General features: G+C 73.3%; 17 protein-coding genes and 1 pseudogene. 10 read left to right on the top strand and 8 right to left on the bottom strand.

Annotated features, from left to right (window positions below; all coding sequences use genetic code 11):
- Window position 1: 1 nt before the first annotated feature.
- Complete coding sequence (locus AAT21_RS27950; RefSeq protein ID WP_046779741.1) at window positions 2-895, bottom strand: FAD binding domain-containing protein; 894 nt, start codon at window positions 893-895, stop codon at window positions 2-4.
- Window positions 896-1149: 254 nt separating this feature from the next.
- Here AAT21_RS27950 and AAT21_RS27945 point away from each other — a divergent pair, with 254 nt between their 5' ends.
- Together AAT21_RS27945 and AAT21_RS27940 are read left to right on the top strand one after the other, a co-directional pair.
- Window positions 1150-2832 (top strand): PucR family transcriptional regulator, encoded by a 1683-nt coding sequence (locus AAT21_RS27945; protein ID WP_046779740.1) that lies wholly within the window; start codon window positions 1150-1152, stop codon window positions 2830-2832.
- A gap of 180 nt (window positions 2833-3012) precedes the next feature.
- A complete protein-coding gene (locus tag AAT21_RS27940) occupies window positions 3013-3795 on the top strand; it encodes a hypothetical protein (RefSeq protein ID WP_200904482.1) in 783 nt (260 codons plus the stop codon).
- A 196-nt stretch (window positions 3796-3991) separates the two neighbouring features.
- On the opposite strand, the gene AAT21_RS27935 is transcribed toward AAT21_RS27940, so the two are convergent.
- On the bottom strand, window positions 3992-4726 hold the full coding sequence (locus AAT21_RS27935; protein ID WP_079026009.1) for a GntR family transcriptional regulator: 735 nt from the start codon (window positions 4724-4726) through the stop codon (window positions 3992-3994).
- Between the two features lie 60 nt (window positions 4727-4786).
- Here AAT21_RS27935 and AAT21_RS27930 point away from each other — a divergent pair, with 60 nt between their 5' ends.
- Both AAT21_RS27930 and AAT21_RS27925 read left to right on the top strand, forming a co-directional pair.
- On the top strand, window positions 4787-5647 hold the full coding sequence (locus tag AAT21_RS27930; protein WP_046779737.1) for a (2Fe-2S)-binding protein: 861 nt from the start codon (window positions 4787-4789) through the stop codon (window positions 5645-5647).
- Window positions 5648-5910: 263 nt separating this feature from the next.
- Window positions 5911-6969, top strand: coding sequence for a DUF2637 domain-containing protein (locus tag AAT21_RS27925; RefSeq protein ID WP_046779736.1), 1059 nt, complete (start codon window positions 5911-5913; stop codon window positions 6967-6969).
- A gap of 39 nt (window positions 6970-7008) precedes the next feature.
- On the opposite strand, the gene AAT21_RS27920 is transcribed toward AAT21_RS27925, so the two are convergent.
- The gene (locus tag AAT21_RS27920) at window positions 7009-7425 is read right to left on the bottom strand and encodes an ATP-binding protein (protein ID WP_046779936.1); all 417 of its coding nucleotides are present in this window, start codon (window positions 7423-7425) and stop codon (window positions 7009-7011) included.
- 196 nt (window positions 7426-7621) lie between these two features.
- Window positions 7622-8326: pseudogene (locus AAT21_RS27915) on the bottom strand (thiamine pyrophosphate-dependent enzyme); the annotation flags it as partial.
- Window positions 8327-8502: 176 nt separating this feature from the next.
- Between AAT21_RS27915 and AAT21_RS27910 the strand changes: the two are divergent.
- Window positions 8503-8712 (top strand): hypothetical protein, encoded by a 210-nt coding sequence (locus tag AAT21_RS27910; protein WP_046779735.1) that lies wholly within the window; start codon window positions 8503-8505, stop codon window positions 8710-8712.
- A 188-nt stretch (window positions 8713-8900) separates the two neighbouring features.
- On the opposite strand, the gene AAT21_RS40090 is transcribed toward AAT21_RS27910, so the two are convergent.
- A complete protein-coding gene (locus AAT21_RS40090) occupies window positions 8901-10667 on the bottom strand; it encodes a protein phosphatase 2C domain-containing protein (RefSeq protein ID WP_046779734.1) in 1767 nt (588 codons plus the stop codon).
- Between the two features lie 397 nt (window positions 10668-11064).
- On the opposite strand from AAT21_RS40090, the gene AAT21_RS27900 reads away from it, so the two are divergent.
- The 4 genes from AAT21_RS27900 to AAT21_RS27885 all read left to right on the top strand — a co-directional run bounded on the left by AAT21_RS27900 (window position 11065) and on the right by AAT21_RS27885 (window position 13580).
- A complete protein-coding gene (locus AAT21_RS27900) occupies window positions 11065-12042 on the top strand; it encodes a helix-turn-helix domain-containing protein (RefSeq protein WP_046779733.1) in 978 nt (325 codons plus the stop codon).
- A 24-nt stretch (window positions 12043-12066) separates the two neighbouring features.
- Window positions 12067-12549: a DUF456 domain-containing protein gene (locus AAT21_RS27895; protein ID WP_046779732.1), complete on the top strand. Its 483-nt coding sequence runs from the start codon at window positions 12067-12069 to the stop codon at window positions 12547-12549.
- A gap of 93 nt (window positions 12550-12642) precedes the next feature.
- Complete coding sequence (locus tag AAT21_RS27890; protein ID WP_046779731.1) at window positions 12643-13260, top strand: GNAT family N-acetyltransferase; 618 nt, start codon at window positions 12643-12645, stop codon at window positions 13258-13260.
- Window positions 13261-13370: 110 nt separating this feature from the next.
- The gene (locus AAT21_RS27885) at window positions 13371-13580 is read left to right on the top strand and encodes a hypothetical protein (protein ID WP_046779730.1); all 210 of its coding nucleotides are present in this window, start codon (window positions 13371-13373) and stop codon (window positions 13578-13580) included.
- A 7-nt stretch (window positions 13581-13587) separates the two neighbouring features.
- Here the strand turns inward: AAT21_RS27885 and AAT21_RS27880 are convergent, their stop codons facing one another.
- Window positions 13588-14148, bottom strand: a complete 561-nt coding sequence (locus AAT21_RS27880) for a hypothetical protein (protein ID WP_052758010.1) — start codon at window positions 14146-14148, stop codon at window positions 13588-13590.
- 116 nt (window positions 14149-14264) lie between these two features.
- On the bottom strand, window positions 14265-15431 hold the full coding sequence (gene rsgA, locus AAT21_RS27875; protein WP_046779729.1) for a ribosome small subunit-dependent GTPase A: 1167 nt from the start codon (window positions 15429-15431) through the stop codon (window positions 14265-14267).
- A gap of 524 nt (window positions 15432-15955) precedes the next feature.
- On the opposite strand from rsgA, the gene AAT21_RS27870 reads away from it, so the two are divergent.
- Entirely contained in the window at window positions 15956-17479 is a 1524-nt protein-coding gene (locus AAT21_RS27870; RefSeq protein WP_046779728.1) for a hypothetical protein, read from the top strand.
- A gap of 183 nt (window positions 17480-17662) precedes the next feature.
- Here the strand turns inward: AAT21_RS27870 and AAT21_RS27865 are convergent, their stop codons facing one another.
- Complete coding sequence (locus AAT21_RS27865; RefSeq protein ID WP_235439259.1) at window positions 17663-18136, bottom strand: GNAT family N-acetyltransferase; 474 nt, start codon at window positions 18134-18136, stop codon at window positions 17663-17665.
- Window positions 18137-18465 lie beyond the last annotated feature (329 nt).

The following is an 18465-nucleotide window of genomic DNA, read 5'->3' as shown; positions in this document are numbered from 1 at the left end:
ATTACGCAGCCCCTTCAAGCGAGCGGCCGTTCGTGCCGCGGTACTGCTCCCAGGTCCAGACGAGCTGGCGGCGAGCGAGGATGCCAACCGCGTGACGGCGGTACTTCGCCGTGCCACGGACGTCGTCGATCGGGTTGCAGGCGGCGGAGGCGAGCTCACCGAACTGCTTGGCGATCGACGGGGTGATGACCTTGCCGTTGTCCCAGAAGCCGCCCTCTTCGAGCGCGGCGTTCAGGAACTCCTCGGCGGCCTTGGCCCGGACCGGGGTCGGGGCGGCCGAACCGATACCCGTACGCACGGTGCGGGTGTCGGGGTGCAGGGCGAGGCCGAAACCGCACACCGCGATGACCATCGCGTTGCGGGTGCCGACCTTCGAGTACTGCTGGGGGCCGGTGGCGTTCTTGATGTGGACCGACTTGATCAGCTCGTCGGCGGCCAGCGCGTTGCGCTTCACACCGGTGTAGAACTCGTCGATCGGGATCATGCGCGAGCCGCGTACGGACTCCACCTCGACCTCGCAGCCGGCGGCCAGCAGGGCGGGGTGGGAGTCACCGGCGGGCGAGGCGCAGCCGAGGTTGCCGCCGACACCGCCGCGGTTGCGGATCTGCGGGGACGCCACCGTGTGCGAGGCGAGCGCGAGACCCGGCAGCGTGGCGCGCAGGTTCTCCATGATCTGGGTGTACGGGACGGAGGCGCCGAGCTTGGTGACCTCCTCGCCTACCTCCCACTCCCGCAGCAGCTCGATGCGGCCCAGGTCAAGGAGGTAATCCGGACGGCGGTGGTCGAAGTTGATCTCGACCATGATGTCGGTGCCACCCGCAATCGGCACAGCTGTGGGGTACTCGGCCTTAGCGGCGAGCGCCTCCTCCCAGCTGGCGGGGCGAAGGAAGTCCATGTGCGGCTCTCTTCTTCTTCATCGTGTCGTTCACTTCAAGCCAGGAGGCCAAAGGGCCCTCGACTGGTCGTTCACGTGCTGTTAACGCGGTGTGGACTCAGTACACAAGCCGCCCGTCCCTCGGGTGCAGTCACCGAAACCATGAAGGAGTTGGCTGACGGCCTCCCTCGTCTTGTAGATTCGTATGAAAGGCAGGATGCGACGACCTGCCCGATTTCCAACGGCAACATTCGAGACAGATCGGCGGCGACATCATGCGGCTGCGCGCACTGCTGGAGACCGAGGCGCTGGGGCTGCGGCTGCTCGGCGGCGGGGACGAACTCGACCGTACGGTCCGCGGGGTCATGACGACCGACCTGCGTGATCCCAGCCGGTACCTGTCCGGAGGCGAACTCGTCCTCACTGGCCTGGCATGGAGGCGAAATTCAGCCGACTCCGAGCCGTTCGTACGAATCCTCGCGAGCGCCGGCGTCGCGGGGCTCGCCGCGGGCGAGGCGGAGCTGGGCGACATCCCCGACGATCTCGTGTCGGCCTGTGTGCGCAACCGGCTGCCGCTGTTCGCGGTGAACGAGGACGTTGCATTCGCCACGATCACCGAATACGTCGTGCGGCAGGTCTCGGGCGAGCGCGCCGGGGACCTGGCGGCCGTCGTGGACCGGCACCGCCGCCTGATGACATCGGGTCCGGCGGGGGGCGGCCCCGACGTGGTGCTGGATCTGCTCACCACCGACCTCGACCTCCGGGCCTGGGTGCTGTCCCCCACCGGCCGGCAGATCGCCGGGGCAGGAGAGCCGCTGGCGCCGGGCATCTGCGCAGCGCTGGCGAGCGAGCACCTCGCGGCGGTCCGGACGGGCCGCAGAGGACCGCACCGGATCTCCATCCAGGGTATTACCTACTCGCTCTTCCCGATCAGGGGACACGGTCGCGGTGCGGGCGGCCCGGCCGCCGCCCGCGACATGCGCGAGACCGTGCTGTCCGACTGGCTGCTCGCCGTCGAGGCGGACGCCGGCGACTGGCCCGCCGAGCGCCTGGACCTGCTCCAGGGCGTCACCCAGCTGATCGCCGTGGAGCGCGACCGGCGCGACGCGGCCCGCACCGTGCGCCGCCGCCTCGCGCAGGAGGTCCTGGAACTGGTCCAGACGGGCGCCCCGCCCGCCGAGATCGCGGCCCGTCTGCGGGTGGCGGCCCCGGTCCTGCTGCCCGGACTGGGCGCCGCCCCGCACTGGCAGGTCGTGGTGGCCCGGGTGGACTGGGAGAACGGGGACATCCCCGGCGGCCCGGTGGCCCAGTCGCTGCTGGAGGAGATCCTCGTCGACCCGTCGGTCTCGGGACCGGAGCCGTCCGACCGGATCGCCGTGGCCCATACGGGTGACGAGGCCATCGCGCTGGTCCCGCTGCCCTCGCTGTCCGGGGACGCCGGGGAAGACAAGGGCCCCGACTCGGCCCTGCACGCCGACGAACTGCTGGCGACCGTACGGGATCCGCTGGCGGCCGGCCTGGCCGACGACGGCCGGCTCACGCTCGGCGTCAGCGCGGCCGTGCACTCCGCCGAGGGGCTGCGCGGGGCGCTGGAGGAGGCCCGGCACGCCCGGCGCGTCGCGGCGGCCCGCCCGGGCCGGGTCTGCGCGGCGGGCCACCACGAGCTGGCCTCGCACGTGCTGCTGCTGCCGTTCGTCCCGGACGACGTGCGCCGCGCCTTCACCGCCCGGCTGCTGGACCCGCTGCGGGACTACGACCGGCGCCACCGGGCGGAGCTCATCCCGACCCTGGAGGCGTTCCTGGACTGTGACGGCTCCTGGACCCGCTGCGCGACCCGGCTGCACCTGCACGTCAACACCCTGCGCTACCGGGTCGGGCGAATCGAGCAGTTGACGGCACGGGACCTGTCCCGGCTGGAGGACAAGCTCGATTTCTTCCTCGCACTGCGCATGAGCTGAGGAGATCCCTGGCACCACCTGCCACGGCGTGACCGGCGGCGCTGATGATCCGTCCGGACTTTGTGAAAGAGTTCACCCGACCCCTTGGCCGGAGCCGCCGATCCGTGCTCTCATTTCGCCCCAGGGCTCAACCATGTGCTGCTTGATTGCTTCGGGGAGGGCAATGTGGCGGATACCGCCATGTCGGGTGCCGGTTCCACCGGGGGAGACGACCCCCTCCAGCGGGCGATATGGCGGCTGCGCTCGCGCGGCTGTTGGACCGACGCGGCGGCCCTGCTGACGCCCCACGTCGGCAGGGCCGGTCAGGCCACCGCCGCGGTGCAGCGGACCGCGCTGCTGGTCGAACGGTGTCTGTTCACCGGCCAGGGCTGGGCCGAGGCCGAGGACGCGCTGCGCGTCGCCGAGGCGGTCGCCCAGGACGACGACGACCGGGGCGCGGCGGCGTGCGAACGGGGCCAGCTGGCCTACGCCGCGACCGTACTGGGCGTACGCGACCGGGCCGACGAGGCCCGCTCCGCGCTGGGCCGGGCCGCGGCCCTGCTGTCCCCGGGCTCCCGGACCCGTCCGCTGCTGGACTTCCGCAGGGGCCTGGTGGCCGAGCACCTGGCGGACGCCCCGCAGTCGGCGCGCCCCGCGTACCACCGCGCCCACGCGGGCGCGGAGGCGCACGGCGACACCCTGCTGCTGTCCTTCACCTGGCGGCACCTGGCGGCGCTGGCCCTGCGGGACGGCGAGGTCGCCGAGGCCCGCAAGGGCTTCGCGGAGTCGCTGCGGATCCGGGAGGACCTGGGGTTCCTGATCGGCACGGCCCCGGCGCTGGCGGCCCTGGCCGAAGCCGAGCCGGAACCGGAAGCCGCCCGCCTCCGCGCGGAGGCCCGCCGCCTGTTCCACCTCCTGGGCGGCATCCCGACCTGGCTGGCGGACCAACTCCACGCCACCCCGGCCCCCACCCCCGCAGCCTGACCCCGCCCACACACGCCCCGAACCTCGAAGCCCGGCCCGGCCCCCACCCTCGCCGGCGTTTGATGCACGGGGCTCGCCAACCCAGCCTCGCCGGCGTTTGATGCGCGGGGTCCGGGGCGGAGCCCCGGCACCTCAGCCCGTCCGGCGCTTGAGGACAGGGTCCGGGCGGAGCCCGGTTCCCCCGACACCGGAGGGGTCAGCCCCCGGAGCCGGCGAAGTGTTCGCGGACCAGGGCCTCGACCACCGGGAGGTCCCGCGCGATCAGGGCTTCCAGCAGCGCCGAGTGCTCCGCCGCGTCGGCGACGAGATCGGCCCGGCGGACCCGCGCAGCGCCCGGCAGCGGCCACTGGGCGCGGCGGTGGAGTTCCTCCGCCACCTGGACCAGCTGGTCGTTGCCGGCCAGCCGCAGCACCGCCCGGTGGAAGGCCCGGTCGGCCTCCGCGTAGCCCGGCAGGTCACCCGCGGCGGCCGCCTCGGCAGTGGCGGCCGCGGCCGGGCGCAGGGCCTGCCAGGAGGCTCCGGGCACGGTGCGGGCCAGTCGCAGCATGACGGGGACTTCGAGCAGGGCGCGGACCTCGGCCAGCTCGGCGAGCTCCCGCGGGGTGCGTGACAGGACGCGGAAGCCCCGGTTGGGGAGGCATTCCACCGCGCCCTCGACGGCCAGCTGCTGCATCGCCTCGCGCACGGGGGTCGCGGAGACCCCGAAGCGCTCCCCCAGCGCCGGGCCGGAGTAGATCTCCCCGGGTACGAGCTCGCCGTCGACCAGGGCCGCGCGCAGGGCGTCGAGGATCTGCCCGCGCACCGAATGGCGCAGTACCTTCCGCTTTTGTTCCGGTACCCGGGCGTGGGCCGTTTCGTGCACTCGGTCCTCCTCCGGGTCGCGACCTGTCCCGAGAATAGGTGACGCGTCGCGCGCGCGGTGGGTGCGGATCGACCGAAATCGAGTAAGGTAAGGCTAACCTGTTAACGATCGTGCGATCGGTGGTCCGTCATGGCCGTCTCGACCCTCCCGGCGCTCGCCCCCGCCCCGCCCGGCTCCGCGGTGGCGGATGCGTACGCCCGGCTGGCCGACGTGTACGGCGGGCTGCGGGTCGTCGAGCGAGCCGCGCACGAACCCTCCCCCCGCGGCGCGGGGTGGGTGGGCGCGGACGAGCTGGCGGCCGGCGGGGCCGCCCTCGACGCCTTCCTCGCCTGGGACAACGCCCAGGTCCTGAGGGATTACGGCACCCAGGCGCGGCCCGATGTGATCGCGAGCTTCGGGCTCCACCGGTACGCGTGGCCCGCCTGCCTGCTGATCACGCTCCCGTGGTTCCTCCACCGGCGGGTCCCCCGGCTCCCCGTCGCCGAGGTCGCCTTCCACCGGACCCTCGGCCGGATGGCCGTCCACGTCGAGAGCTTCGCCTGCCTGCCGGACGATCCGGCGGCCGGCCTCCCCGGGGCCCACGTCGTGCCCGACGAGGAGGCGCTGCGCGCAGAGGTGCGGGCTGCGGTGGCCCAGCACCTCGAACCCGTGCTGGAAGGTTTCGCCCCGCGCATGCGGCGCGGCCGCCGCGCCCTGTGGGGCATGGTGACCGACGAGGTCGTCGAGAGCCTCTGGTACGTCGGCCACCTGCTCGGCGAGGAGCACCGGACGATGGCCGAACTGGAGGCCCTGCTGCCGGGCTCGACGGCCCCGTACACCGGCGGTGCCGGCTTCCGCACCCTCTCCGGCCCCGACGGCCGCGAACTGCCCACCCGCGACCGGGCCAGCTGCTGCTTCTTCTACACGATCCGCCCGGAGGACACCTGCGTGACCTGCCCCCGCACCTGCGACGCGGACCGCATCACCCGCCTCACGGCGGAAGCCGCCTGACCCCCCGGCAGGAACGCCCGCACGCGGACACCGACCTGCGGACCGTTCCCGGCGGCCGACTCTAAGCCACCCCTGGAGGTGGCGGTATTCGAACGCAACTCTGGCCACACGGGCACCAGTTCGAGATACAACACCCTATCCGGCGGGGCCCGCACCCCGATGGCGTCCACTTGCCCCGAAACCCGCGTGCACGGCGCACCGGCTGCGCCACTATGGCGCCCGGAAAGCCGCACAGCCGCATACGCGAGGCAAGGGACATCCGCATGAGACTGACCGACATATCGCTGGACTGGCTGCTGCCCGGCAGCCTGCTGATCCTGGGCGTACTTGCGGCGGTTGCGGTACTGGCACGGGGCAAGCGCGAGAGCGAGAAGGCCGCGGCCGACGACAGCTGGGAACGCAGCGAGGAGCGGCGGCGGCGCAAGGAGGCCGTCTACGGGACGGCCTCGTACGTCCTGCTCTTCTGCTGCGCGGCGGTGGCCGCCGCGCTCTCCTTCCACGGGCTGGTCGGCTTCGGCCGGCAGAACCTCAACCTCTCCGGAGGCTGGGAGTACCTGGTGCCCTTCGGCCTCGACGGCGCCGCCATGTTCTGCTCGGTGCTCGCCGTCCGCGAGGCCAGCCACGGCGACGCGGCCCTCGGGTCGCGCATGCTGGTCTGGCTGTTCGCGGGAGCGGCCGCCTGGTTCAACTGGGTGCACGCCCCGCGCGGTCTGGGCCATGACGGCGCTCCGCAGTTCTTCGCGGGTATGTCGCTCTCGGCCGCCGTCCTCTTCGACCGCGCCCTCAAGCAGACCCGCCGGGCGGCCCTGCGCGAACAGGGCCTCATCCCGAGGCCGCTGCCGCAGATCCGGATGGTCCGCTGGCTGCGGGCGCCCCGGGAGACCTTCGGCGCATGGTCCCTCATGCTGCTGGAGGGGGTCCGCACCCTCGACGAGGCCGTGGACGAGGTGCGTGAGGACAAGAAGCAGAGGGAGCAGGACCGGCACCGCAGGCGCGACCAGAACCGGCTCGACCGGGCGCGCATCAAGGCGCTGGGCCGGCAGAACCGGGCGTTCGGACGGTCTCGCGGCCGTCAGGTCGAACTCCCGGAGCTGACGCAGGGAGCTGGCTCCGCGCCGGTCGGCGCGGAGCCGGCCATACCGGAAGCGGGACAGCTGCCGCTACGCCGCCGGCCCTCCCTGCAGGCCGTGGGCCACACCGAATTCACTGACGTGACCGGCACCCGGACGGTGGACCTCACCGCCGAGGACGACACCCAGACCATTCCCCGGCTGGACTCGCTGGAGCGCAAACTCAAGGACCTGGAGCAGCAGTTCGGCTGACAGGTCCGGACCAGGGGACACCCCGCAGGGCCCGCCCGTTCAGGCGGGCCCTGCGGCGTACGGGGCCTGGGCCGGAGCCGGGGCGGGGCCGTCGCGGCGGCCGTCCAGCTCGAACCACACCACCTTGCCGCCGCCCAGGGCGAGCGCGTCCACGCCCCAGTCGTCGGCCAGCGCCTCCACCAGCACGAGTCCCCGGCCGTGCGTACCGTCGTCGGCGGTCGGTACGTACGGCCGGGGACGGCGTGCCGTATGGTCCCTGACCTCCACCCGTAACCGTGCGGCCGTGAGGCTGACGGACACCTCCGCGCCGCGGTCGGTGTGGACGAGAGCGTTCGTGACGAGCTCCGTGATCAGCAGTTCGGCCACGTCGGTGGCCTCGGTCCTGCACCGGTGGCGCATCATCTCCCTGAGGGCCCGGCGGACCTCGCCCACCGCCTTCAGGTCCGCGCGGCGCACGCTCCGGCTGATGCGCAGCGTCTCCGCCGCTGCCCCGTCCTCGACGCCGGACGGCTCGCGCGGTACCGGCGCGCCTCTCCTCCACAGCTTCCCCGTCTTCGCCCCCACCCGCACGGCGGTGTCCCTCCCGTGTCCGTCGCTCTCGAACAGGTCTACGGGATGCATGCCCCCGGGGTGGATCCGCACTCCTGCGGGCTTACGTACGGGGCACGTTGCGGAGGTTGGATCGAGCCATCCGGATCATCCGCCCCACCCCTCCGTCGAGCACGATCTTGCTGGCGGACCGTGCGAATCCGGTCACCGTTTCGGCGCTGGTCTTCGGAGGAACCGACAGGGCGCTGGGGGCGGTCACCACATCCACCAGAGCGGGTCCGCGATGCCGGAAAGCGTCCTGCAAAGCCCCGCTGAGCTGCCTGGGCTTGTCCACACGGACCCCGTGCGCACCCGCCGCGCGGGCGGTCGCGGCGAAGTCCGGGTTCTTGTTCTCCGTCCCGCAGGAAGGAAGGCCGGAAACCGGCATCTCCCACTCGACCATGCCGAGGGACGAGTTGTTGAAGAGGACCACTTTGACGGGGAGGTCGTACTGCACCAGTGTGAGGAAATCTCCCATCAGCAGGGAGAAACCGCCATCGCCGGACATCGACACCACTTGACGGCCGCGATCGGTGAACTGTGCGCCGATGGTCTGCGGGAGGGCGTTGGCCATCGAGCCGTGGCTGAAGGAGCCGATGATGCGCCGCTTGCCGTTCGGGGAAAGATAGCGCGCCGCCCCCACATTGCACATGCCCGTGCCGACCGTGAGCACCGGCTCCATGCCGGCTGGTTCGTCGAGGACCGAGGCCATGCACCCGGGATGGATCGGCGTGTGGTTCTCCACCGTGTGCGTGTACGTCGTCACGACCGCACCTTCAGGGCGAGCACGGCCCTCCGGGCCTCGCAAGCAGGCAGGCAGGTGGGTGGATGGGCGGATGGGCGGGCGTCACTCGAATGGAGTAATCCAGCGCGCCACCCGAACGGGTGAAGATCAAGCTGAGTAGTGGCATGCCCAACCGAGACAATCCGTGAAAGGGAAACCACATGCGCATTCGACGAACTCTCGCCGCCGTCATCGCCACGGCAGCCCTCGCCGGACTCGGCCTCGCCGGTGCCGCCACCGCCACCGCTGCCCCCACCGCCACTGTCGCCGGAAGCCTCACCCCGGGTGAGTGCGAGAAGGGCGGCGGAACGGTCGACTGGGCGACCAACACCTGCAAGGGTGGCACGGGCGACGGGCAGATGGTCGACTGACACCACCTGGACGCCCCGCAGCCACGCGCCGCGGGGCGCTCCCGCGCGTGTACCGCACCCTCACGGTCCCGGCACGCCTTGCGCGTATCCCGGTCCCGACGGGAGCCCTGACCCGGCCGGCGCACTTCGTCACCCAGGCGTGCGCCCCGGCCGTGCCGCTGCCGCCCGGCCGGCCATGCCCGCGCCGGTTACGCCTCCCAGACCGCGGCGGCCGTACGGTCGTCGGCGTACCCCTTGAGGCGGAGCTGGGTGTCAGCGAGGAAGGCGGCGAGGCCGGGCGGCTCCGGCTCGGACCAGCGGGCGGCGAGCTCGGCCTGGAGGGCGGCCTCCTCCCGCATCGGCTCCGCGAGGCCGCCCGAGCACAGGAGCAGGGTGTCCCCGGGCCTGGCCACGGAGGCCCGGAACCGGAAGGCGCTCCCGGGCTCGCCGGCCGTGTCGGCGGTGCCGGCCGGTCCGGCGGTGTCGGCGTCGGGCTGCGCCGCGGGCCCGGGGGTCCCGGCGGCTCCGGGGGTCCCGGCGGCTCCGGGGGATTCCAGGTCGTGCCATTGGCCCGAACGGAGCCGGAAGAGTCCGCCCGCGCCGGCGCCGAAGGACACCCGGGTGCGGCATTCCGGGTCCACCGGCAGCAGCAGCCCGCGCAGCCCGGCCGTGTACTGCTCCTCAGCGAGCCCCAGCTCGGCGGCACGGGCCCGCAGGCGTCCGTAGCCGCGGTCGGTGAGCCGCTGGAGGCCGGAGCGCAGGGCATCGCGGCGCCCGGCCCTGATGTCGTCGGCCAGCCGGCCCTGGCTCCGGCCGACGGCCGCGGCGACCGTGCGGCACAGGTCGGCGGCGGCTTCGGCGGCACCGGGGGCGGCCCGGTCGCCGCCGGCGAGGGCGACGAGGACCAGGGCGTCGTCGCCGGTGCCGAAGCGGGCGGTGAGCAGGAAGTCCCGGCGGTTCTCCCCGCGGTAGCGGGCGGAGTCGCCGCGCAGGGAGGCGGCGCGGAGGGTGTAGCCGCCGTAACGGGCTCCCTCCAGGACGGTGTCCGGGACCAGCGCGTCGAGGGCGGCCGGGTCGGCGGGCGGGAGCGGGCCCGGTTCGGCGGCGTAGGTGGGCGCGCGGTCGCCGAGGTGGTGCACTTCGGGCCGCGGTTGCGGCGCGGCGGGGGCGGGGGCGGGGGCGGGCTGGGGCACCTCCTCGGTGCGGTCCTCCGGGCGTGGGGCCTGCGCCCGCCGGGCGGGCGGCACGTCGACGCCCCCGAGGACGTAACCGGTGGCACCGCCGGTCCGCGGATCACGCGGCTGCGCCCCGTGCCAGGGCGGCGCCGAATCGGGCGCCGGCCCGAACCGCTCCCCGGCTGGCTGCCCGGAAGCCGGCAGCGGGGACCAGTACCCGGCACCTGCCGAGCCCCCGTCCGCAGCCGACGGCCCACCCGGCCGGCCGGGGTCGAGCCGCAACGCCGAAGCCGCCGACGCGGCCTGGTCGTCCGGCGGAGCCGGTGGGACGGAACGTTCGCCGGGTCCAGCACCCGGTGCCGACGGTGGGGCGTACCGCTCGCCGGGCCCAGCACCCGGCGCCGACGGCGGCGCGTACCGCTCGCCGGGCGGCGCAGCCGCTCCCGCGTTGGGCGGCGCGGACGGCGGAGCCGGTGGGAGGTGCCGCTCGCCGGGCGGTGCAGAACCTGCCCCGGTGGACGGCGGTGCCGGCGGTGGGGCGGGCCACTCGCGGGGCGGCACGGCCGGAGCCGGGGGCGCAGACGCTTCGGGGGACGGGCGCGGGGGTGGGACCGGGGTCGTCGGCGGGGGCCCGGCGGTCGGCTCCGGGCGCGGGGTCGGCAGCGGCCCGGCCGGGTCACCCGTCACGCCCGCCGCCGACCGGAAGCGGTTGTCGAGGGTGTCCCCCGGGTCGGGTGCCGGCCCCGCGTCCGGATCCTCGTAGAGCTTCTGCCACCAGTCGTCCGCGCCCTGCTGACTCATGCCCTCATTCTCGGCTGCCGGTGGGGACGGAAAACGCCGAATGCACGAAAAGAGTCCAGGTCGCACGGATCATCGGACGTCGCACATCCGCGCGACCGCCAGGGTGACCGTCGCACCCTTCGCCCCGGCCGGTTCCACTCTCCGCGAGGACGGCCGCTGCAGCCGCGCCGATCGCCGTGCGCGATATCGGGCGCATCGCTCTCCCCGGGTGAATTACGGCCAACTGCTGCATTGCACGGCAAAGATGCCGCCCAAATGACGGCCGGCCGACGGATGTTGGTGCTGCGGCGGCGCAACCTTGGCAGAGGGGCGGGGGGTACGGCGATGATGTCGGCGGCGGGTTCGCGCCGTGGCCGCTTCCCGCCAGGCGGTGTTGTGTCGAAAGGTGGTGGACGGGTTGCTGGGTGCCATAGGCCTGGACGAGGGCCAGGAGTCCGCGTACCGCGCCCTGGTGGCGCTGGGCGCGGCCGAGGTCCCCGACCTGGCGCACCGGCTGACCCTGCCGGTGCCGCAGACCGAACGGACCCTGCGCCACCTGGAGCGGCACGGGCTGGCGGCGCAGTCCTCGGCCCGGCCGGGGCGCTGGGTGGCGGCTCCACCGGGTGTCGCGCTCGGGGCCCTGCTGACCCGGCAGCGGCACGAGCTGGAGCAGGCGGAACTGGCGGCGGCGCTGCTGGCGGAGGAGTACCGGGCGGAGGCGGCCGAACCGGCGGTGCACGACCTCGTGGAGGTGGTGCAGGGCGCGAGCGCGGTGGCGCACCGCTTCCACCAGCTGCGGCTGGGCGCGCAGAAAGAGGTGTGCGCCCTGGTCAGCGGCCGCCCGCAGGTGGTGACGGGCACCGACAACGAGGCGGAGGACCGGGCCCCGGTGCGCGGCGTCGATCACCGGGTGGTGATCGAGCGGGAGGTGCTGACCCTGCCGAGCGGGATCCGGGAGGCCTCCTCGGCGCTGGCCCGGGGCGAGCAGGTCCGGGTGACGTCGGAGGTCCCGACGCAGCTGGTGATCGCGGACCGGACCCTGGCCATGGTCCTGCTGACGGCGCACGGCGCGCAGCCGGCGGCGCTGGTGGTGCACGCGTCCGGGCTGCTGGAGTCGCTGACGGGCCTGTTCGAGGCGGTGTGGCGGGAGTCGGTTCCGCTGCGGCTGGGCGCGGCCGGGTCGGCGGAGGAGTCGGGGGGCGTCCCGGACGCCACGGACCTGGAGATCCTGTCGCTGCTGCTGGCGGGCATGACGGACGCGAGCGTGGCCAAGCACCTGGAGCTGGGCCTGCGGACGGTGCAGCGGCGGGTCAAGGGCCTGATGGAGCTGTCGGGGGTGACGACCCGGCTGCAGCTGGGCTGGCACGCGTACGAACGCGGCTGGGTGGCCCGGTAGCCACCGGTCGGGCACGCTGAGCGGGTGGACGTGCCGCAGCTGCTCCTGGTGGGTCTGGTGCTGCTGCTCGGGCTGGTCGGGGTACTGGTTCCCGGCGTGCCGGGGACCTGGCTGGTGTGGGCGGGGCTGCTGTGGTGGGGGCTGCACGAGCGGTCGACGCCGGCGTGGTCGCTGCTGGTCGCGGCGACGGCCCTGCTGCTGGTGGTCCAGGTGGTGAAGTGGCAGCTGCCGCCCCGGCGTACCCGCGGCCTCCCGGCCACCCCCCGGACGGCGGCCTTCGCGGGCGCGGGTGCGGTACTGGGCTTCGTACTGGTCCCGGTGGTGGGGGCGGTCCCGGGCTTCGTGGGCGGCATCTACCTCTGCGAGCGGCTCCGGCTGGGCGGGCACGGCGAGGCCTGGGCGGCGACGCGGGTGGTGATGCGGGCGGTGGGCACGAGCGTGCTGGTGGAACTGTTCGCGTGTCTGCTGGTGGTGGGGGCGTGGGTGGGCGCGGTGGCCGCGGGCTGACCCCGGTGCCCGCTCAGATCGCGGCCCTGGAGCGTCCGGGCGGGCCGGCGCCGACGGGGCCCGCCTGCCGCTCAAGATCATCAGGGGGGCAGAATGACACGTATGCCCATGACGAACGCTCCGAAGACGGCCACGGTCGACGATGCCCGTATGGTCGGCCGCACCCTGGCCGCCGCCTTCGACGACGACCCGATGATGCGCTGGTTCTTCCCCGACGACTCCTCTCGCGAGGCCGGGCTGATCCGCTACTTCACCACGCTGTTCACCCGGCAGTACGTCCACCACGGTGTGTGCGAGCGCACCGACGCCGCGGCCTCCTTCTGGGTGTCGCCGGCGGGCCGGGACAAGGCCGTACCCGACGCGGAGACCGTCCGCGAGCTCCAGGACATCCTCGGCGACCGCGCCGAGCTGTTCCGCGAAGCCGTCGAGGAGGCCGCCAAGCACTCCCCGGCCGAGCCCCACTGGTACCTGGCTGTGATAGGCGCCAACCCGGCCGCCCGGGGCCAGGGGCACGGGGCGGCTCTGCTGCGCTCGGGCCTGGCCCAGGCCGACGCGGCGGGCCTGCCGGTCTACCTGGAGTCGTCCAAGCCCGACAACCTGCCCTTCTACGAGCACTTCGGCTTCACCGTGCTCGGGGAGGCCCGGCTTCCCGGGGGCGGCCCCGCCCTGTGGGCGATGCGCCGCGCTCCGCGCACCCCGGCCGGAGCCTGACACCGCCGCCGCGGCCGGAGGGGTTCGACGGTGAACCCCCTCCGGCCCGGCGGGATACCCTCGCGGTCTCCGAGGCGGTGCCACCGCCTCCACCCGGCCGGGGAGCCGCCGTGGACACGCCCGTACCGGACCCGCCCGTACCGGACCCGCGCGTACCCGGCCCGCCCGTTCCCGGCCCGCCCGCCGAACCGTCGGACGCCGGCGAGCCGGCCTGCCTGCTCCACCTGGTCTGCGACGCCTGCGGCCGCCTCGACACCGACCGCGCCCACGACGCCCGCCACTGCCCCGCCTGCGGCGCCCCGTTCCCGGACACCCCGTAGGGGCGGCTCAGGTCTGTCGGACCTGTCCGGTCCTCGGGTAGAGGGGGCCGGTCCAGTGGGTGCCGTCGTACGTGACGACGTCCGGTACGACCTCCAGGTCGAGCTGGTCGACGCCGGCCTTCGGGATGTCGAACACGTACGTCACGGTCGCGGACCGGCCGGGGCTGATGCTGCCCTCGAAGCCGGCCCCGATGCCCTTCGCGCTGTCGAAGACCCGCTCGGCCTGCTCGCCCGCCTTCCCGTACTTCGCGTACACGGCGACCAGCGCCGTCGCGAAGGCCTCGGTGGTCGAGTTCTTCAGCGTGACCTTCCAGGCCACCGCCTGGTTGCCCGCCCGGTGGCCCGCGGAGGTGCCGCTCGGGGTGAAGGCGGTGGGCCGGGCGACGGTGACGGCCAGGCCGTCGCTGTAGGTCCTGGTCTGCCCCCAGGTAAGGGTCGACGGGCCGGCGACGTGCTGCACGGCACCGGCGTTCGTCGCGAACCCGAGCGTCAACACGCTCGCCATGCCCACGTACGCGGCCAGACGCCTGCCCGCACGGGCCGCTCTCGGGCGGTGGATGGTGTCCATGCGTCCAGCATCGGTCCTGCCGCCACGGCTCGCGCGGCAGGCGCCCGCCCTCTCCTCGGCGCGGTCCGTCCGCCGTCCGCCCCCCGGACCGGGGTCCGGGGGGCGGACGGCCCGGGTCAGACCCGGCCGCCGCGCTTGGCGGAGTAGTTGGCCCGGCCCACCGCCGACTTCAGCCGCCAGTCACGACGGATCTCCGACCGCAGCCGGGCGTCCGTCTTCGCGACGATCCGCTGGTTCTCCCGCAGCAGCTTGCGGTAGCTCTCCAGGCGCCGCTCCGGCAGGGCCCCCGATTCCAGCGCCGCGAGCACCGCGCAGCCCGGCTCCGCCTCGTGGGCGCAGTCGTGGAAGCGGCATTCGGCGGCGTAGTCCTCGATCTCGGAGAAGACCTGTCCGACCCCCGCCTCCGCGTCGAACAGCCCGACGCCGCGCAGGCCCGGGGTGTCGATGAGGACCCCTCCGCCCGGCAGGACGAGGAGGTTGCGGGTGGTCGTGGTGTGCCGCCCCTTGCCGTCGACGTCACGGGTGGCCTGGACCTCCATGGCGTCAGCGCCGAGCAGCGCGTTCGCCAGGGTGGACTTGCCCGCGCCGGAGACGCCGAGCAGGACGCTGGTGCCGTCGGCGACGATCGCGCCGAGGACGTCGGTGCCCTCCCCGGTGTGCGAGGAGACCGTGAGGACCTGGACGCCCGGGGCGGTGGTCTCCACGTCCTGAACCAGGTGGCCGAGGGTGACCGGGTCCGCGACCAGGTCCGCCTTGGTGAGGACGACCAGCGGCTGCGCACCCGACTCCCAGGAGTCCGCCGGCGTACGCAGCAGTGCCTCGCCGCTCGAACTGGACATCGCGAGCGCGAGGAACCGTTCGATCCGCCCGAGGTCGAGTTCGACCGCGAGCGACACACAGATGACGATGTGATCGATGTTGGTGGCCAGCACCTGGCCCTCGGACCGCTTGGACGACGTCGACCGCACGAAGGCGGTCCGCCGAGGCAGGATCGTCTGCGCGTACCGAGGATCACTGCCCTCGGGGTCGACGGCGACCCAGTCCCCCGTGCACACGACCTTCATCGGGTCACGGGGAACGACGAACGCGGTGTCGGCACGGACGACGCCGTCAGGGGTGACCACATCACACTGACCACGATCGACCCGGACGACCCTCCCAGGGAGGAGCCCCTGAGCGGCGTGCGGGGCGAACTCGGCCTCCCAGCCCTCGTCCCAGCCGTAGAGGGCGAGCGGGTGCTGGATCGCGGAAGCGGAAAACGGGTGGAGCGGAGCGTTGGACAAGGGGAACCCTTCGAAGGGTGGCCCCGGCGGCGCGCTCCGAGCGCGCGGATCGAGTGGGTGTCAGCCGGAGACCACAGGGGTGGGAACGATGAACTCCTGAATGCGGGCAGAGCCCGTCACCGTGACAGTCATCAATGTCCTCACCCCCTGCTTCTTCTCAACGAACCGACACCGTGCCCTCGGCAACGACACAGCCGCGCCTCGGGACGAGCAGAACCATAGCCCCACCCCAGGACACGGCACCACCGATTAGATTCCGGGCCTCCCCCGGAGACGTCGACAGCGGGTCTGTCAATCGAACGATTCACGGTCCTGAGGGCGGCGCCTCGGCCCAGGTGGCTGGTCGTCCTCCTACGGGGCCCTGCTCCCCGAAATCGCCCCACCTCCCGCAGTGGTGGCCACGTCGGCACCCACACCATCAGCACCGCGCAGCCGCCCACGACGGTGTTCCGGATGAGTGAGGTCAGGTGGTGATTGCGGCGTGGTGGCCAAGGCGCGAGACGCGGGCCGGATAGGGGTCTGGCATGACGACGTTTCCCCTGCGCCGGCGTCCGGCTCTCCTCGGCCTGGCCGCCGCCGTGCTCCTGGCCGCACCGACCGCGATGGCAGCCACGCCACCAGCCCCCTCCCGCGGCGCCCTCGCGGAATCCCTGGCCTCGGCCCACGGGAAAGCCTCTCCGTCGACCGACACCGACCGGCAGGTCGAGAGGTTCAAGCACCAACTGGCCAAATCCGGCTACGTCTCGCAGTCGGGAACCGAGGCCGTCTTCGACCTGAACAAGAGGTACTGCGAGGGCGCCGTATTCAGCGCGATGTGGCCCAATCCCCAGTCGCCCTACATCGTCACCGGCATGCCGGAGGTCCCGGGCCAGGCACCCAACACCAACCCACCCGCGACGTGGCGCCTGCGGCAGGACGAGGCCATCGTCCTGATCGGCACCACGCCGCCGCCGGAGGAGTACTTCTCCTTCGACCTCACCATGCTGAAAGGCTCCCTGCCCACCGGACCGCTCCTGTGGACCTCCGTGGGCGACCCGGTCAACAACAGGACCGTGCGCACACAGGGTCGGACACCGTACGACCGGCCGTTCGCCCTGGTGATCACCGGTAACGGGCGCACCCGGGCGGAGGTGAACAGGATGCTGGACGCCTCCGGACTGGCGCACGCGACGAACAACATGACGATCCCGCCGGCCATGTACCGGCTCGGTCTCGACCAGGATGCCGATCAGTTCCTGCTCGGCATCCGCACGGCCGTGGCCGAGCCCGGCTTCGAGAAGGCGCTCGACGACTACCGCGCCACACCTCCGCTCCAGGTCTTCCGGGTACGCCCGCAGAGCAACTCCGGGAACGAGGCGACGCCGGTGTACGGACCCGATCCGCTGCCCGTCCCCCATCTGCGTGTCTCCGGGACCGGGGCCACCGAACTCGACCTCAACCCCACCCTGCAACTGCTGCGCCAGCGAATCATCGACGCCCACCCGGGCTATGAGGCGCGCGACGAAGTGGTCGAGCGCGGCTTCGAGGAGTCGAACCCGGGACTGCAGGACAACCTGGTGATCGATCCGCCCATCACGGGGGTGGGCGCCCTCTCCAACGACGCCGACGACCCGATCACCCGGAACTTCAGCCTGCCGGACGGCTCCTTCGTGGTCGCGTACGGCACGAACCATGCGGCCACCGGCCAGGCGACCTACTCGAGCGCCACCCTCTACGCCGACGCCAAGGCCGCCGTGGCCCTGACTGCCAAGAACAACCGCGAACTGCAAGGCAGCGCAGACGACTTCATCCCCGACCAGCCGCACGCGGACAAGCTCTACGCCTGGACCTTCAGCCGCGCCGGCGACACCGGACCGGCCGGACCGCACGTCACCACACTCCCGCCCACCAGCACCGACTTCTGCGCGCAGCACGGCACCGACCGGCCCGTCGACATGAGCACACTCCGGTTCGTAGCACGCGCCTACATGCAGCCCGACACCCTCACCCGCCCCGCCCTCTCCTCGCTGCTCCTCGACCGGCTGCTCGTCTTCACACCGAAGAAGTAGGGCGCCGGCAGGGCGAGCAACGGTCCGCCGTCAGGGGTTCCCGTCGTTCCGCTCTCGAACGGTGCCGGTCGAACGGGAGTCCCGATCGGATGATCACGGTCGGTGCCGGGCAGGAGAACGGGGCGTTTCCTCCGGGAGGCGCCGGCACCCCTGAGCGTCGCGGCCATTTCTTTTTCCGCGCCGTCAGCCGGCGGCTCCGGCGAGCCGTCGTGCCAGCACCTGTCCCGGCCAGTCGCCGGAAAGGAAGCGGTCCGTCGGGGCGAAGCCGTTGCGCTCGTAGAACGCAACCAGTTCACCCCCGCCGCCCGCCCAGCAGTCGACACGCAGGAGGGTGACACCGGCTCGCCGGGTCTCCTCGGCGGCGTGCTCCAGCAGCGCCGCCCCAATGCCCCGGCCCGCGTGCCGCCGGTCGGAGACCAGCAGCCGCACGTACCGCTCGGGTTCCGCAGCCGGTGCGATCGGCAGCTGCGGACTCGGCCCGGAATCCAGCACCAGGGCGCCGACGGGCACCCCGTCCGACTCCGCGATGTACGGGGTGTTCTCGGTCGTGTACCGCTCGACCCGCTCGGCGCCGCCGGGCCGCTGCGAGTACGGCGTCGTGCCCCACTGCTCCGTGTTGCCGCGGGCGTTCATCCAGGCCACGGCGGAGTCGAGCATGTCCAGCAGGGCCGGTGCGTCCGCCGGGCCGCCCGGCCGGATCCGTATCTCGTTCACGCCCGAAGCCTAATGCGGGGCCCCTGCGGGGTTGCTCGGCGGAGCACCGGCACGGTGCGGGTCGGTCGGGAGGCCGGGCAGGGGTATCTCCTCGGCTCGGCGCGTGCGACCCTGGCCCGGCCAGACGGCTTTGTCGCGCCTCGTCCTGCGGGGACACCCCTCCCCGTCCCCCCTCCAGCAGCGCGAGCCGGCTTCGGGAGCGGGGGTGTTGTCCGGCCGGAGCCGTGCCGCGGGGCGGGGTACCGGCACGGTGCGGGTCGGTCGGGGGGCCG

The organism is Streptomyces yangpuensis, assembly GCF_001005295.1.
In the GTDB taxonomy this organism is placed as follows: domain Bacteria; phylum Actinomycetota; class Actinomycetes; order Streptomycetales; family Streptomycetaceae; genus Streptomyces; species Streptomyces yangpuensis.
This window is presented reverse-complemented; position numbering and strand designations above follow the sequence as displayed.

Excerpts from the sequence above, each read along its gene's own strand:
- AAT21_RS27910 (WP_046779735.1), top strand. The coding sequence starts at position 8,503 with ATGCGCATTCGACGAACTCTCGCCGCCGTCATCGCCACGGCAGCCCTC.
- AAT21_RS27865 (WP_235439259.1), bottom strand. The coding sequence starts at position 18,136 with ATGCTCGACTCCGCCGTGGCCTGGATGAACGCCCGCGGCAACACGGAG.
- AAT21_RS40090 (WP_046779734.1), bottom strand. The coding sequence starts at position 10,667 with ATGAGTCAGCAGGGCGCGGACGACTGGTGGCAGAAGCTCTACGAGGAT.
- AAT21_RS27940 (WP_200904482.1), top strand. The coding sequence starts at position 3,013 with ATGTCGGGTGCCGGTTCCACCGGGGGAGACGACCCCCTCCAGCGGGCG.
- AAT21_RS27950 (WP_046779741.1), bottom strand. The coding sequence starts at position 895 with ATGGACTTCCTTCGCCCCGCCAGCTGGGAGGAGGCGCTCGCCGCTAAG.
- AAT21_RS27890 (WP_046779731.1), top strand. The coding sequence starts at position 12,643 with ATGACACGTATGCCCATGACGAACGCTCCGAAGACGGCCACGGTCGAC.
- AAT21_RS27925 (WP_046779736.1), top strand. The coding sequence starts at position 5,911 with ATGAGACTGACCGACATATCGCTGGACTGGCTGCTGCCCGGCAGCCTG.
- AAT21_RS27880 (WP_052758010.1), bottom strand. The coding sequence starts at position 14,148 with ATGGACACCATCCACCGCCCGAGAGCGGCCCGTGCGGGCAGGCGTCTG.
- AAT21_RS27930 (WP_046779737.1), top strand. The coding sequence starts at position 4,787 with ATGGCCGTCTCGACCCTCCCGGCGCTCGCCCCCGCCCCGCCCGGCTCC.
- AAT21_RS27870 (WP_046779728.1), top strand. The coding sequence starts at position 15,956 with ATGACGACGTTTCCCCTGCGCCGGCGTCCGGCTCTCCTCGGCCTGGCC.
- AAT21_RS27945 (WP_046779740.1), top strand. The coding sequence starts at position 1,150 with ATGCGGCTGCGCGCACTGCTGGAGACCGAGGCGCTGGGGCTGCGGCTG.